Annotated in this window: 11 protein-coding genes; 6 read left to right on the top strand and 5 right to left on the bottom strand. The window is 67.7% G+C overall.

Translation table 11 applies throughout. The features are described from left to right. The first annotated feature begins 167 nt into the window (after positions 1-167). Both ACFU4Z_RS19545 and ACFU4Z_RS19540 read left to right on the top strand, forming a co-directional pair. Entirely contained in the window at positions 168-1,004 is an 837-nt protein-coding gene (locus ACFU4Z_RS19545) for a helix-turn-helix domain-containing protein (protein ID WP_379064875.1), read from the top strand. Positions 1,005-1,014: 10 nt separating this feature from the next. Then, positions 1,015-1,443 carry a VOC family protein gene (locus ACFU4Z_RS19540; RefSeq protein ID WP_379064873.1) on the top strand — a complete coding sequence of 143 codons (429 nt, stop codon included), beginning with the start codon at positions 1,015-1,017 and terminating at the stop codon, positions 1,441-1,443. A 174-nt stretch (positions 1,444-1,617) separates the two neighbouring features. On the opposite strand, the gene ACFU4Z_RS19535 is transcribed toward ACFU4Z_RS19540, so the two are convergent. The 3 genes from ACFU4Z_RS19535 to ACFU4Z_RS19525 form a co-directional block, all read right to left on the bottom strand. Next, the gene (locus ACFU4Z_RS19535) at positions 1,618-2,442 is read right to left on the bottom strand and encodes a carbohydrate ABC transporter permease (RefSeq protein ID WP_379065378.1); all 825 of its coding nucleotides are present in this window, start codon (positions 2,440-2,442) and stop codon (positions 1,618-1,620) included. Between the two features lie 131 nt (positions 2,443-2,573). Continuing rightward, on the bottom strand, positions 2,574-3,452 hold the full coding sequence (locus tag ACFU4Z_RS19530) for a carbohydrate ABC transporter permease (protein WP_379065375.1): 879 nt from the start codon (positions 3,450-3,452) through the stop codon (positions 2,574-2,576). 92 nt (positions 3,453-3,544) lie between these two features. Continuing rightward, a complete protein-coding gene (locus ACFU4Z_RS19525; protein ID WP_379064871.1) occupies positions 3,545-4,888 on the bottom strand; it encodes an ABC transporter substrate-binding protein in 1,344 nt (447 codons plus the stop codon). 283 nt (positions 4,889-5,171) lie between these two features. Here ACFU4Z_RS19525 and ACFU4Z_RS19520 point away from each other — a divergent pair, with 283 nt between their 5' ends. The 4 genes from ACFU4Z_RS19520 (at position 5,172) to ACFU4Z_RS19505 (ending at position 10,103) form a co-directional block, all read left to right on the top strand. Continuing rightward, complete coding sequence (locus ACFU4Z_RS19520) at positions 5,172-7,463, top strand: carbon starvation CstA family protein (protein ID WP_379064869.1); 2,292 nt, start codon at positions 5,172-5,174, stop codon at positions 7,461-7,463. An 86-nt stretch (positions 7,464-7,549) separates the two neighbouring features. After that, positions 7,550-7,720 carry a YbdD/YjiX family protein gene (locus tag ACFU4Z_RS19515; RefSeq protein ID WP_379065373.1) on the top strand — a complete coding sequence of 57 codons (171 nt, stop codon included), beginning with the start codon at positions 7,550-7,552 and terminating at the stop codon, positions 7,718-7,720. A 66-nt stretch (positions 7,721-7,786) separates the two neighbouring features. Continuing rightward, positions 7,787-9,478, top strand: coding sequence for a DNA-3-methyladenine glycosylase 2 family protein (locus ACFU4Z_RS19510; protein WP_379064867.1), 1,692 nt, complete (start codon positions 7,787-7,789; stop codon positions 9,476-9,478). 73 nt (positions 9,479-9,551) lie between these two features. Then, positions 9,552-10,103: a methylated-DNA--[protein]-cysteine S-methyltransferase gene (locus ACFU4Z_RS19505; protein WP_379064865.1), complete on the top strand. Its 552-nt coding sequence runs from the start codon at positions 9,552-9,554 to the stop codon at positions 10,101-10,103. Between the two features lie 140 nt (positions 10,104-10,243). On the opposite strand, the gene ACFU4Z_RS19500 is transcribed toward ACFU4Z_RS19505, so the two are convergent. Together ACFU4Z_RS19500 and ACFU4Z_RS19495 are read right to left on the bottom strand one after the other, a co-directional pair. Further along, positions 10,244-13,417: an AAA family ATPase gene (locus ACFU4Z_RS19500; protein WP_379064863.1), complete on the bottom strand. Its 3,174-nt coding sequence runs from the start codon at positions 13,415-13,417 to the stop codon at positions 10,244-10,246. Positions 13,418-13,598: 181 nt separating this feature from the next. Then, a complete protein-coding gene (locus ACFU4Z_RS19495; protein ID WP_379064861.1) occupies positions 13,599-14,777 on the bottom strand; it encodes an exonuclease SbcCD subunit D in 1,179 nt (392 codons plus the stop codon). Positions 14,778-14,918 lie beyond the last annotated feature (141 nt).

Here is a 14,918-nt window from a genome sequence, read left to right as displayed (position 1 = left end):
GGACGACCCGGCGGCACGCCGATCACGCACGACCCCGACGACCCGATGCAGAGGGACCAGAGCCGTCGGGATAGCCGATGAAGCCGTGGCAGGCGCTGTTCCGCGTTGCGCTCCGACCAGCCGCCTGTGGGGTTGCGGGAACCGGCGGCGGGCGTAGCGTGACGTTCATGGAGCCGACCACCGAAGTGGTGACGGCACGACCGGCACCCGCGCTCGCGGCCTTCATCGACCGCTACGTCGGCTATCGCATGTCCGGGTTCGCGCCCGGACTGCATCGGGGACTGCCGTCGCGGCACATGACGTTCATCGTCGCCATCGGGCACACCATCGACGTTGTCGCGCACACCGATCCGCGTCAGACACCCGACACTTACGGCTGTGTGCTCAGCGGTCTGCAGGCGAGCAGTGCGACCATCGCCCATGACGGTTTCCAAGAGGGGGTGGCGATCGCCCTGACTCCACTGGGCTGTCGCACCCTGTTCGGTATGCCCGCGAGTGAGCTCTGGAACATGTCGCTGGAATGCGCGGACGTGATCGGTCCGGCCGGGCGCCAACTGTGGGAGCAACTCCAGACCTTGCCCGCCTGGCCGGACCGATTCGCCGCCTGCGATCGCACACTGACCGATCTGGCCTGCCACGACCGGGTGGTGACACCCGAATTGACCTGGGCCTGGCAGACTTTGATCGACACCGGCGGCACCGCGCCCATCGGTCCGCTGGCCGAGAAGATCGGCTGGAGTAGGCAGCACCTGGCCCGCCGTTTCGGCGCGGAGTTCGGCCTCGGCCCGAAGCTGGCCGCGCGGGTCGCCCGATTCGAACGTGCGCGGCACATGATCGAACGCACCCCGTCCTTCGTGAGCATTGCCCAGGTCGCGGCAATCTGTGGCTACTACGACCAGGCCCACCTCAACCGCGACTTCGCGGACTTGGCCGGTTGCAGCCCGACCACCTGGCTGGCCGAGGAGATTCCATCCGTCCAAGACGACGCGGGGTTCGCCGGATGAGGCTGGAGACATGACGAATCCCACGACAGCAACCAGCACCACCCGCACCGCCACCGCGATCTGGCCCTGCCTGATCTTCCACGACGCTCGCGCGATGTCCGCCTTCCTCGTCGAGGCCTTCGGCTTCGAGGAAACCGGCGTCTACGCCCGCGAGGACGACCCGTCGATCGTCGAACACGGCGAGCTGCGCTGGCCGCTCGGCGGCGGCATCATGTTCGGCTCCCACGGCCGCGACGACACCGTGTTCGGACAGCGCTCCCCCGGCAACGACTCCACCTACGTCGTCTGCGACAACCCTGACGACCTCTTCGCACGCGCCACGGCCGCAGGCGCCGAGGTGGTGCGCGGCCTGCGCGATGAGGACTACGGGTCCCGCGGCTTCACCGTCCGCGATCCCGAAGGCAATATCTGGAGCTTCGGCACCTATTGGGGCGAGTAGACCGGTGACGAGCGCGGCCGGGTTCGCCCATGGACGCCCGGCCGCGTGCGCGCATCCTGACGGCGGTTCTCGGGGTGCCGGACAACGACCGATGGGCCGGTTTCACCAGGTGTGCACCGGCTTTCAGCCGAGGGAAGGGCGAGGACGACCGCAACCAGCGCGACCGAGCAGAACTCAGCGGCCGCCGATCCCCGACTGCGCGATGCCACTGACGAAAGACTTCTGCGCGATCGCGTAGATCACCAGCAGCGGCGCGAGCAGGACCATGGCGGCGGCCATCAGGATCGGCCATTGGGTGTGGTACTGGCCTTGCAATCGCACCAAACCCAGAGTAGCGGTGGCAATCTCATTGCGTTGGATCATGACCAGCGGCCAGAGGAAGTCGTTCCAGACGCCGATCCAGGTGAGGACGGCCAGCACCATGAGAGCGGGGCGGGTGTGCGGGAGCAGGACGCGCCAGAAGACCTGCCAGGTGGTGCAGCCGTCGATGATGGCCGCTTCCTCGAGCTCCGCGGGCAGGGTGCGGAAGAATTGGCGCATCATGTAGGTGCCGAACGCGCTGCCGAAAAGGCCGGGCACGATCATCGCCCACGGGGTGTCCACCCAGCCGAAAGCGCGCATGATCAGAAATTGCGGGATCACCGTGACCGTCAGCGGCACCATGAGGGTGCCGAGATAGGCGAGAAACAAGGCGTCCCGACCGCGAAATCGCAAGCGTGCGAAGGCATATCCAGCCAGCGCGCAGAAGAAGACCTGCCCCGCGGTGACGCACAGCGCGTAGACGGTGGTGTTGAGCAACATCCGGCCCAGCGGCAGCAGATCGAAGATCTCGCCATAGTTCGACCACTGCGGTCGCGCGGGCAGCAGTGTCGGGTCGGTGATCTCGCCGTCACGCTTCAGTGAGCCCGACAGCGCCCACAGGATCGGGGCGAGCGCGCACCAGGCGACACCTACCAGAGCAACATAGACGAGGGTGCCGCGCAGCGTACGTCGGACGATTGCCCGCTGAACCCGACTGCCCCGGGCACCGACCTCGGCGGCTGGTGTGCCTGCTGGCGCTGGCGCCGGCTGCTCCACTAGGTCGGCGCTGCGATCTATCGATGGTGAACGGCGAACAACCCGGTAGGCGTTCACAATTCGACCTCCTCGCGCCGCGCGAACCGCAACTGCACCAAGGTCACCACTAGCAGGATCGCGAAGATCACCCAGGCCAGCGCCGCCGCGTACCCGACCTCATAGAAGCTGAACGCGTTCTGGAACAGCATGATTCCGAGCAGATAGGTGCCCGTCTCCGGCCCGCCGTTGCCGCCGGTCAGCGCATACGCCTGGTCGAAGGCCTGCACCGAGTTGATGATCGTGATGACGAAGACGAACGACAGCGGTCCCCGAATCAGCGGCACCGTGATCGACCAGAACCGCCGCAGCGCACCGGCACCGTCGATCTTCGCCGCCTCGTACAGCGTCTCCGGCACCCCCTGCATAGCGGCCAGCAGGATCACCGTCGCGAAAGGCACGCTCTTCCACACGGTCACGATGCTCAGCGACACCAGCGCCCAGTCCGGATCGATCAACCACGGCACCGGATCGATGCCGACCCAGCCGAGCACGATGTTGAGCAGCCCGTCGTCACTGGTGAAAATGAACCGCCACACCACAGCCATGGCCACGGTGGAAGCCACCAACGGCAGAAACGCGATGGTCCGAAAGATGCCGATCCCCGCCAGCTTTCGGTTGAGCACCGCGGCGACGCCCAACCCGATCACCACCGTCGGCACCAGCGTCAGCACCGTGAAAACCGCCGTATTCCGCAACGCGATGAGAAACAGCGGATCGGCCCCGAACAACCGCTGATAGTTCGCCACGCCTACGAACCGGGGCGGGCTGAACAAATCCCATGCGTGAAAACTCAAATACAGCGAAAACCCCAACGGAAAAAGCAAAAACACCCCCACCGCCGCCAGATTCGGCGCCACGAACAACCATCCCGCCCGCTCTCGCCGCCGGGCCAGCCGCCCGCGTTCGACGAGTCGCACAGGGTGGTGGGCACTGGTCGAGGTGTGCCGCAGCCGGGTGCCGCTCGACAGGCGATCGCGCAGCGTGGTCATGTGGTGGGCTCCAGGAGGGCGTTGATATCGGCGGTGAAGTCGCCGTTGAGCGAAGCCGCGGTGGCGGCGCCGCGGAGAACTCGGTTGCCGCCGCGTTCGAGAAGGGCCGAAACCTTGCCCCAAGCGGGGGTGACCGGCAGGGGGCGGGAGCTGGCGGGGCCACCGGTGAGGACTTCCAGGTTGCGGATTTCGCGGTGCGCGTCGGCGAAACCGCGCGAACCCATGGCCGATTTCAGGACAGGGACGAACAGGCCCGATGCGGCGATGATGGACTGGCCCACCGGGCCGGTCGCGAATTTGACGAATTCCCAGGCCTGTTCGATGCGCGGGCTGTCCGCCGCGATGGACAGACCGGTGCATCCCACATCGCTGATCGCGCCGGGACCACCATGTGGACCGACCGGCAGCACCGTGAGATCGACGTCGAGGTCCTTCTTGCCGACGAATTCGGAGTACAGCCAGTGTCCGCCCATCATCATCCCGGCCTTGCCGCGCCGGAACAGGTCTGGCGCCGAAACCGATTGCTGGTCCGCGACTCTCGGCGCGACGCGATGCCGCATCGCGAGATCGGCGTAGAACTGGAACCCCTCGGCGAACCGGGGATCGCCGAGATTGGTTCCGGTCGGCCCCACCGACGGCGTGAACCACTCCACCCCGTTGTTCATGCCGAAGCAGGCCGCCGAGAAATACGGCACCCACGCGTCGGTGAAGCCCCATTGCCGCGCTCGGCCCGAGGACTCACGATGGGTGAGAGCCCTTGCCGCATCAAGGAATTCAGCGAAGCTCCACGCCTCGGACCAGCGCGCGGGCGGGGTCAGTCGGGCCTCGGAAAACAGCTGTCGGTTGTAATAGAGGAACACCCCGGACCATTGCTCGGGCAGCGCGTATTGCCCACCGGAATAGGTGAATGTGTCATACAGCGTCGGGAATCCGTCACCGCGCAGCGCGGCGGCGTGCTCGGCGTCGCGCTGGAGCAGGGGGTTCAAGTCCAGGAGCACGCCGCGCTCGGCGAGACTGGCGTAGAGCAGTTCCCAGGCCATGATGATGTCGGGACATTTGCCGCCCGCACAATAGGTGAGCATCTGCTGCAGTGCATCGGGCCCCGACACAATGGTGCGAATCTTGATGTCCGGGTGGGTTTTCTGGAATTCCTGAATGATGCGCTGCCGCACCCGCGCTTCCTGTGGCCGGGCGCCGAAGAAGAAGGTCAAGGCGTCGTCATCGGCGCCGCACCCTGGGGCGAGCAGCGGCGCGGCCAGGGCCGAGGCCAGCAGAGTGCGCCGGCGTAGCTGCCGAACCGGCGGGGCGGGCTGCGCTGAATCCAGTGAAGGCGGACGCATGGCGATCGAGACTAACCCTGGCCCGGCCGGGCACAGCGCATCGCGAACTGCCAGAAGTGGGGATATCGGGTGGGATACAGGTCAGCCGTCCTCGGGGCGGATGTAGCGCATCACGAACCGCATGGCAGCATACGTCCGGCAACACCGAGGTGATGGCCGACACACGAACAATATTTAACGTCGGCCGAAGGAGTCGGGAAACGCGCCCGCACGCCGTCACCGATCGGATACGTTGTCACGTGTTTCAGCAAGATCCTGCGCGTTTTACAGGAGAGTAGGGCGGATGGCGACAATCGAATATTTACGGACCGACCCCGAATTGCCGCCCGTCGGCGTTGTCGATAGGTCCCCGATAACCCCGGCCAAGAAGGCGGTGTTCGCCGTCATCGCGGTTTTCGGCGCGGTCGCGTGGGCCGTGGTCGCCATCGCGCGAGGCGAGAACGTCAACGCCGTGTGGATCGTGATCGCGGCGGTCTGTACTTACGTGATCGCCTTCCAGTTCTACTCGCGGCTCATCGAATACAAGATCACCAAGCCGCGCGACGACGTGGCAACGCCCGCTGAAGAACTGGAAAACGGCAAGGACTACATGCCGATGGACCGGCGGGTGCTCTTCGGACACCACTTCGCCGCCATCGCGGGCGCTGGTCCGCTGGTCGGCCCGGTGCTCGCCGCGCAGATGGGCTACCTGCCGGGCACGATCTGGATCATCGTCGGCGTCGTTTTCGCGGGTGCGGTGCAGGATTACCTGGTGCTGTGGGCCTCGTCGAAGCGCCGCGGCCGCTCGCTCGGGCAGATGGCCCGCGACGAACTCGGCCCGATCGGCGGCGTCGCGGCCATCGTCGCGGTGCTGGTGATCATGATGATCCTGCTCGCGGTGCTCGGCATCGTCGTCGTGCAGGCGCTCGCCGCGGTCAAGGGCGCGGACGGCCAACTGCACGGCGGCAGCCCGTGGGGCGTGTTCTCCATCGGCATGACGATCCCGATCGCCCTTTTCATGGGCGTCTACCTGCGGTATGTGCGACCGGGCCGGGTCGGTGAGGTCTCCGTCGTCGGGTTCGCGCTGCTGCTGCTCGCCATTATTTCCGGGCGCTGGGTCTCCGAGTCCGGTTGGGGCCGTGACCTGTTCACCCTGTCCGGCACGACCATCGCGTGGATGCTGATCCTCTACGGCTTCGTCGCCTCGGTGCTGCCGGTGTGGCTGCTGCTCGCACCCCGCGACTACCTGTCGACCTTCATGAAGATCGGCACCATCGGCTTGCTGGCCATCGGCATCGTGATCACCATGCCGGTGCTGAAGGCACCCGCGGTGTCGGAGTTCGCGCACACCGGCAACGGCCCGTCCTTCGCGGGCAGCCTGTTCCCGTTCCTGTTCATCACCATCGCGTGCGGTGCGCTGTCGGGATTCCATGCCCTTGTTTCCTCCGGCACCACGCCCAAGCTGCTGGAGAAGCAGTCACACGCGCGGATGATCGGCTACGGCGGCATGCTGATGGAGTCATTCGTCGCGGTCATGGCGATCATCACCGCCAGCATCATCGACCAGCACCTGTACTTCGCGATGAACGCGGGCGCCGGGCTCACCGGCGGAACCGCCGATAAGGCGGCCGCCTACACCAATTCGCTCGGACTCAGCGGCGACCCCATCACCGGCGCAGAGCTCACCAGGGCCGCGACCGAAGTCGGCGAGACCAGCATCGTCTCGCGCACCGGCGGCGCGCCGACGCTGGCGGTGGGCATGGCCCAGGTGATGTCGCAGTTCCTCGGCGGCTCCGGCATGAAAGCGTTCTGGTACCACTTCGCGATCATGTTCGAGGCGCTGTTCATCCTCACCACGATCGACGCGGGCACCCGTGTCGCGCGCTTCATGCTCTCGGACTCTCTCGGCAATCTCGGCGGACCGGCCAAGAAGTTCAAGGACCCGTCGTGGCGGCCCGGCGCGTGGATCTGCTCGGCCGTCGTGGTCACCGCATGGGGTTCGGTACTGCTGATGGGCGTCACCGATCCGCTGGGCGGCATCTACACGCTGTATCCGCTGTTCGGCATTTCCAACCAGCTGCTCGCGGCGATCGCGCTGACCGTTGTGCTGACCATTCTGATCAAGAAGGGCCTGGTCAAATGGGCCTGGATCCCGGCGTTGCCGCTGATCTGGGATCTGACGGTGACCATGACCGCGTCCTGGCAGAAGATCTTCTCGGCCGATCCGAAGCTGGGATACTGGAAGCAGCACAGTAACTACAGCACGGCCCGCGATGCCGGAAAGCTGTTGGCGCCTGCCAAGAATGTCGACGACATGGACAAGATCGTGCGCAACACGTTCATCCAGGGCAGTTTGTCGATCATCTTCGCGGTGCTCGTGCTGATCGTCGCGGTGGTCGGCGTCGTGGTCTGTGTGCGCGCGTGGCGTGCGGGCGGCGGCCCGAGCAGCGAATCACCGGAGGAACCATCGAAGATCTTCGCGCCACGAGGGTTCATCGCCACTCCCGCGGAGAAGGAAGTACAGAAGGAATGGGACGCCCTGATCGAATCGGGGCAGGTCCGTGCACCGGGCGCCGCACACGCCCGAGGGCATTGACCGCATCCGACGCCCCGCGCACCGGCCGGTCCCCGCGACCGGCCGGTGCGGGGCTACGCGCGGCCGCGGCCGCCTGCGGCACTGCGGTGCGCGCGTTCGGCTGGTGGTTCAACTCGGTTCTCGGCGGTCAGGACTATCAGCGCTACATCGCGCATCTGCGCCGCGCCCATCCCGGCTGCGAAATCCCCACCGAACGCGAGTACTGGCGTACCCGCCACGCCGACGCCGATCGCAACCCCAGCAACCGCTGCTGTTGAGCCCCCTAGGGGGTAGTGGCGGATTTCCGCTAGCGCACAGCGAGGGTTGCTGCCATTGTGGTTGGGGTGACGATCACGGCATTGGATTTCGAGCGCTGCTATCGAGCGGTGTCCACCAAGGACTCCCGATTCGACGGCCAGTTCTTCACTGCGGTGCGCACCACCGGAATCTATTGCCGCCCTTCGTGTCCGGCAATCACGCCGAAGCCGACCAATGTGACGTTCCTGCCGACAGCCGCGGCGGCGCAGTTGGCCGGATATCGCGCATGCCGCCGCTGCCTGCCCGATGCCGCGCCGGGATCGCCGCTCTGGAACACCCGCGCGGATCTGGCCGCCCGGGCGATGCGGCTCATCGGCGACGGCGTCATCGAGCGCGGTGGAGTGCCCGCGCTCGCCGCGACGCTCGGCTACTCGCAACGCCAGCTCACCCGGGTGCTCACCACCGAGCTCGGCGCCGGGCCGCTGGCTTTGGCGCGGGCGCATCGCGCACACACGGCCCGGCTGCTGATCCAGACCACGAGCATGCCGATGTCCGACATCGCCTTCGCCGCCGGATTCGCCAGTATCCGTCAGTTCAACGACACCGTCCGTGAAGTGTTCGCGGTCAGTCCCACCACCATGCGGACCGAGGCCCAGCGGGTGACGCGTTCAGGGAACGGTCAGGTGATCCCGCCGGCGAATGGTTCGCTGACACTGCGGTTGCCGTACCGGGAGCCGCTGGATCGGGCGTGGCTGGAGTGGTTCCTGTCTTCGCATGTCGCGCCCGGGATGGAACTGTGGGAGGACCGCGCCTACACGAGAAACCTGCGCACGCCGCACGGGCACGCGACGATCCGGCTGAGCTTCCAACGCGACCATGTGCGCGCCGAACTGGCGCTGCACGATATGCGCGACCTGGCCCCGACCGTCGCGCGACTACGCCATCTACTGGACTTGGACGCCGACCCGGTCGGCATCGACGAGGCGCTCGGCGCCAGTCCCGCTGCGGCGCCGACGGAGCAGAGCCGGGTGACCCGATTGGATTACGAAACGGTCGCCTCGCGACGAGCCGTGGCACACCGCCACGACGCTGCGGAGTTCATACCGGACGGCACCGACCTGCCCGACGCGGGGACCGCACCCGCACAGCACCCGTTCAATGTCGGCGTGACCGCACGCCTCACCGATCACCGTCAGCCTGCCTTCACACCGGGAATCCGGGTGCCCGGCTGCCTGGACGGACCGGAGTTGCTGCTGCGCACCATGATCGGGCAACAGATTTCGGTCGCCGCGGCCGCCACCCACACCGCGCGGCTGGTCGAGGCACTCGGCGAGCGCGTGGACGGACCGGTGCCGTTGCTCTTCCCGACTCCCGCCGCGATCGCCGAACGCGGCGCGGAGGTGCTGACCGGCCCAGCCCGGCGTATCCGCTCGATCGTCGGCGTCGCCGAAGCACTCGCCACAGGCGAGCTCGTGCTGCACCAAGGACGCACCGCAACGGATTTGCGCCGCGAACTCATAGGTCTCGACGGTGTCGGACCGTGGACCGCCGACTACGTCACCATGCGCCTGCTCGCCGACCCGGACATCCTGCTCGACACCGACCTGGTGGTCCGGCAGGGTGCGAGCCTGCTCGGCCTCGACCTCACCGACACCTCCCGCTGGGCGCCGTGGCGCTCGTATCTGTCCATGCACCTGTGGAAGACGGCACTGGCGGGCCGCGGCACCAAAGCGACGACCAAGTCGACGGCTCGTTCGAAGCCGCGCACCAACTCCTGATCGCCCCTGCCAACTCGAAAGCGAGTGCCGAATCATGACCGCTGCGATCGCAATTCCCCACCGAACTACCGAAATGGCAACCACCACAGCTGCTTTCGCAATCACCGAAACGCCGATCGGCCCGTTCACGGCACTGGTGGACGCCGACGGGGCGGTATTGGCCTCCGGTTGGACCGCCGACGCCGAGAACCTGCGCGGGCTGATCCACCCGAGCCTGCGGCCCGCCGGATTACGCCACCGTGATTCGCTCGGCGAGGTGACCCGAGCGATCACCGCCTATCACGACGGTGATCTGACCGCGATCGACGACATTCCCGTCCGCCAGCAATCCGGCGAATTTCTCGTGCACGCATGGGAAGTACTGCGGACAGTCCCCGCGGGAAGCCCGATCACCTACACCGACTACGCCGTGATCTCCGGCCGCCCCAACGCCACCCGTGCGGCCGCCAACGCCTGTGCCCGCAACGCCGCCGCCCTCTTCGTCCCCTGCCATCGCATCTTCCGCATCGGCGGCGCTCTCGGCGGGTTCCGCTGGGGACTGGAGGTGAAGAGCTGGCTGCTCGATCACGAAAGCCCCACGCATCAGCTGAGACTGAGCAGTCCGATGACCGAACCGAATTCCTGACCGCCGAACCGAACAACGCGCCGTGGCCGACCTCGACGCGCCCGCACTTTCTGCGCGACGCCGGAGACATCGCGGCCGGCGGTGCCGCTGTGGCCGACCCCTGCGCTCATCGCCGGTACCGATGGACAGCCGATCGGCACTCAGGCGACAGTAGTTTCGAGGCGGGAGCCCGCGCGGCCGCGCAGGACGTGCAGGCGACTCGGGATGCGCTGGCGCATTTCGTCGACATGGCTGACAACGCCGACCACGCGGCCGCCGTCACGGAGTTCGTCCAATACGCCCATGACAGCGTCGAGCGTGTCGGCGTCGAGGCCACCGAAACCCTCGTCGATGAAGAGGGTGTCCAGGACGACGCCACCCGACTCGGCGGCGACCGTGTCCGCAAGACCGAGCGCCAATGACAGTGAGGCCATGAAGGTTTCGCCACCGGAGAGGGTTTTCGCGGGTCGGACCGCGCCGGTGTAGTCGTCACGGATGTCGAGCCCGAGACCACCGCGACGGCCACGCGGGCCTGCCTTGTCGGAATGGACGAATTCGTAGCGGCCGCCCGACATTCGGCGCAGCCGGACAGAGCCGGCCAGCGCGACCTCCTCGAGGCGAGCGGCGAGCACGTAGGAGCGCAAGGACATTCGACGGTTGTTCTCGCCCCTGCCCGCGACCACCTCTGCCAGCGCGGCGAGTTCCTCGTGGGCGCGCTGCACGGGAGCGATGCGCTCCACCGCGGCCCACAGTTGACCGCCGAGACGCTCCAGCTGACTCACCCGACGCGACGCCTCCGCGTGCGCGGCGACGGCGACGTTCAGCTCGGCCTGCGTGGCGGTCACCAGCGCCGCCAGCGCCGCGAGATCGCTGGGTTCGGACTCGGACGCCGCTTGGATATCCGGTTCCGCGAGAACGGCTTCCGCGTGGGCGCGAGCCCGGTCTGCCGCCACCAGCTCTGCTTCGATCTCGGCTTGCCGATGCGCTGTGCGCGCGGCCGCCGTCACCACCCGCGCGTAGGCGGTCAGCATGGCCACGTCGTCGCGTCGCGCGACTGGTTCGGATCCCGTACCGAGCGCACGCGCATCGACCGGTTCGCTATCCGCAGCCGAACTTCCGCTGTCGCCGGCGACGATCCCCGGCCGCGGATCCGGCCGATCTTCGGCCACCGCGAAACCCGCTGCTATTGCGAGACTTTCGACGCGGTCGGCGACTGTGGTCACCTGTTCGCCCGCAGTCGCGGCGTCATGGCGCGCGTCGCGCAGCGCGGTAGCGTCGGCGATCAGAGTGTGCAGGCGGGCGCGGCGGCGATCGATCGTCTCGTCCGCGCCGGCGGCGGCGCGCAGCCGAGCGGTGAGTTCGGCGAGGCGGGTGGTCGTGGCCGAGATGCCTGCGGCAACCGCGCTCCGGCGCGTGTCGGATCGACGGAGTTCCTCGTGCAGGCGAAGTTCGTCGGCCCGCAGGCGGGACAGTTCGGCCGTGAGGTTCTCGGACAGGGCCGCCAGTTCGGCGGCGTCCTCGTAGCGATCGGTGGCGGTGCGCAGCGTGGCGGCCAATTCGACTCGGTCGGTGTCGCCACCGCGCGCGATCAACGCTTCGATGTCGCGTTCCAGTGTGGTGATGCGCGACAGCACGCGGTCGCGGGCGTCCTCGGCGGTGCGTTCGGTCGCGGCCGCGGCATCCTCGGCGTCCTTGGAAACGGCGCTGGGAGCCGGGCGGGCGGGCGCGGGATGGTCGGCGGAGCCGCACACCGTGCACGGCTGTCCCTGCGACAACTGTCCGGCGAGTTCCGCGGCCATCCCGGCCAGCCTGCGCTCACGCAGATCCAGCACCCGTTCCTTGGCGTCGTTGTGCGCGGTGCGGGCCGACTCGAACTCGATCCGCGCACGGTCGAGAGCGCTTCTGTGTCCGGCGATTTCGACGGCGGCGGCTGCCGCGATCCGCAGACGTTCGCATTCGGCGGACAGCCCGGGCAGCGACGCCGCGGCCTCGGTAGCCTCGCGCAGCCTGCTCTCCGTGGTGACGATCGATCCGGGAAGCTCTTCGCGCAACCGAGTCAGCTCGCAGACCCGGGCGGTCAGCGCGGCGGCCTCGTCATGCAAGCCGGACAGTTCAGTGCTCAGCGTGGTGGCGACGGCCGCGTCGGCGCCTACCTCGTCGAGCGCGCCGATCTGACCGCTCCACCGTCGAATGGCCGCATCGACATCGGCGTCCGCGCCGACGATCCGGGACGCGTCGGCACCGGCCTCGATAGCGATCAGGTCGATCCCCGCGATATCGGCAGCCGCCGGCTCGCCGAGCAATCCGGCCAATCGCGCGGCGATGCGCTGAGATTCGTCGTCCTTGCGGCGCGCGTGCATTACGGCCGCGCGAGCCTCGCCGATCGCCTCGTCGACCGGCGCTGCGCGACGGGCCGATTCGAGTTCGGCTTGCAGATCAGCGCGGTGAACGGCGCCGCGGGTGTACTCGTCGAGCTGTTGTCGGGCCACTGTCATCCGGCGGCGCAGCTCGTGCACCCGGCGCTGCTCCTCGGCGAGTGTCCGCACCCGCGCCGACTCTTGCTGCCTGCCTTCGGCTTCCGTTGCGGCCGCCGCCAGCCCGGCACGGGCGGTGGCGAGCAGGTCCTGCGACCACGACACCGCCTGCAACGTCTCGACGGATTCGGCGCGGCCGAGTCCCACCGCACCTCGAATCTCGGCGATCAGTTGATTGATCCCATCCCTGCTCGCCTCCACCTCGGCGGCCGACGCTCGGCGCTTGTCGGCCAGCCACTGCTCGGCCGTGCCGAATCGTTCGGTGTCGAAAAGCTTTTCGAGCAGCTTCTCGCGATCCTCGTTGTCCGACCGCAGGAATCGCGCGAAATCACCCTGTGGCAGCAACACCACCTGGAAGAACTGTTCGGCGCTCATACCGAGCAACCGGACGATCTCCTCGCCGATATCCGGTATGCGAGAAAGGTTCTGCCCCTGCCCGTCCAGCCATTCCAACGTCGCCTTGGCCTGTTCGGTGCGGACCCCGCTGCCACGCACTTTGGGCCGCTCGAACTCGGCGGTGCGCGTCAACCGCACTCGCCGCCCGCCCAGCGTCGCCTCCAAAACCACGCGCGGCGGCGTCTGCTCCGGCGCATGATCGGAATGCAACCGTTTTCCCTCGCCGCGTGCGCCCGGCACCTTGTTGTACAGCGCGAACGCGATCGCATCCAGCACGGTGGTCTTGCCCGCCCCGGTCTGGCCGTGCAGCAGGAACAACCCATCCGCGCCGAGCGCGTCGAAGTCGACGACTGTTGTTTCGGCGAACGGGCCGAACGCGGTCATCTCGAGCCGGTGCAGTCTCACGCGACGACCCCGGCACCAGGCAGCGCAGACCGCTGTCTTACGGAATGGAACCTGCGGTCACCGCAGGCCGGCGAACTCGAGACCGTCCACGCTGGTTCCCCGCCGCCCGAGGTCACCCCATCAGCGTCCGACAACCGAGACGGCAGCCCGGATCGCGCCCCACCCGCGCGAGCGTCCGTGCTCACGCGGACAATTCCTGGGTCGTGCCGCTCGCCGCCGACACCGCGTCCGGTTCGGTGACCGCCGCCGCGAGAGCTCGTTCCAGCCACTGCATTTCGCTCGCGGTAGGCACACCCCTGACATCGGCGAGGAAGCTCTGCGCTACGTCGGTGTCGCGGCGGCCATGCACTCGTTCACGGTAGCGCAGCTCCGGATTGCCCTCGGGGCGTGACCATTCCACGTGCACGGCATGCGGGAAGCGTTCGCGGAGCTTACGCATGGCATCGACGGGGCGCGCGTGGTCGGTGAGGGTCGCCGAGACGTAGTGGTCCTCGGCCTCGGCGTGCGCGGGATCGGCGAGCAGCTCGTCCAGGGTGCCGGTGAGCCTGCTCAGCCCGCGCACCGGCGGCAGGTCGCGGCGGCACACCGATTGCAGCCCTTCGGCATCCAGATCAATGATCCAGACGGCTTTGCGGTGGGAGTTCTCCGCGAACGAGTACGGCAGCGGCGAACCCGAATAACGGACCGACTCCGACAGGGTCTGCGGCGAATGCAGGTGACCGAGGGCAACGTAGTCGATGCCGTCGAATGCCGACATCGGCACCGTCTCCACCCCGCCGACCGAAATGGATCGCTCCGAGCCGGTCGCTTCGCCACCGACGACGAAGGCGTGCGCGAGCACCACGGTGCGCGTTCCCGGCCGCGCGGCGATATCGGCCCGAATCCGGCTCATGGCCGCATCCAGGATCTCCGCATGCGAACGCGCCTGCGGCACACCGAGTTCGGCACGGGTGATCTCCGGCTCCAAGTAGGGGATCCCGTAGAAGGCGACCTCGCCGTGTCCGTCGGCCAGCAGTACCGGCCGGTCGGCGTCGGCGACGGTGGTGCGCAGATACAGGCCGCCCGCGGCCGCGAAACTGGCTCCCGCGCCCAGGCGGGCGGGGGAATCATGGTTGCCCGCGGTCGCGACGATCCGCGCTCCGGCCGCTCGGATCGCCTCGAAACCTCGATTGCACACTGCGATCGCATCGGAGCTCGGGATGGACCTGTCGTACACGTCGCCGGGCACCACAACGACGTCCACCGACTCCGCGGTTACCAGGTCCGCGATGGCAGCCAGCGACCGAGCTTGGTCGGCGAGGAGATCGACACCATGGAACGTGCGGCCGATGTGCCAGTCCGAGGTGTGCAGCATCCGCATGCCGCGAAACCGTAGGCGAACCTACCGACAGAGTTCAATTTTGATTTGCTGTGTTTTTTGGCAGCGCCTTCGGCGCTGCGTGTTCGCGGCCCCCTTGGTCTCGCTTCCGAGCCGTCGAGACTTGCGCCTTCGGCGCGTGCG

The sequence above is a fragment of the Nocardia sp. NPDC057440 genome, from assembly GCF_042802915.1.
Taxonomy (GTDB): Bacteria; Actinomycetota; Actinomycetes; order Mycobacteriales; family Mycobacteriaceae; genus Nocardia.
This window is presented reverse-complemented; position numbering and strand designations above follow the sequence as displayed.

Coding starts and splice junctions, on each gene's coding strand:
- ACFU4Z_RS19520 (WP_379064869.1), top strand. CDS start 5,172: ATGGCGACAATCGAATATTTACGGACCGACCCCGAATTGCCGCCCGTC.
- ACFU4Z_RS19545 (WP_379064875.1), top strand. CDS start 168: ATGGAGCCGACCACCGAAGTGGTGACGGCACGACCGGCACCCGCGCTC.
- ACFU4Z_RS19505 (WP_379064865.1), top strand. CDS start 9,552: ATGGCAACCACCACAGCTGCTTTCGCAATCACCGAAACGCCGATCGGC.
- ACFU4Z_RS19540 (WP_379064873.1), top strand. CDS start 1,015: ATGACGAATCCCACGACAGCAACCAGCACCACCCGCACCGCCACCGCG.
- ACFU4Z_RS19525 (WP_379064871.1), bottom strand. CDS start 4,888: ATGCGTCCGCCTTCACTGGATTCAGCGCAGCCCGCCCCGCCGGTTCGG.
- ACFU4Z_RS19495 (WP_379064861.1), bottom strand. CDS start 14,777: ATGCGGATGCTGCACACCTCGGACTGGCACATCGGCCGCACGTTCCAT.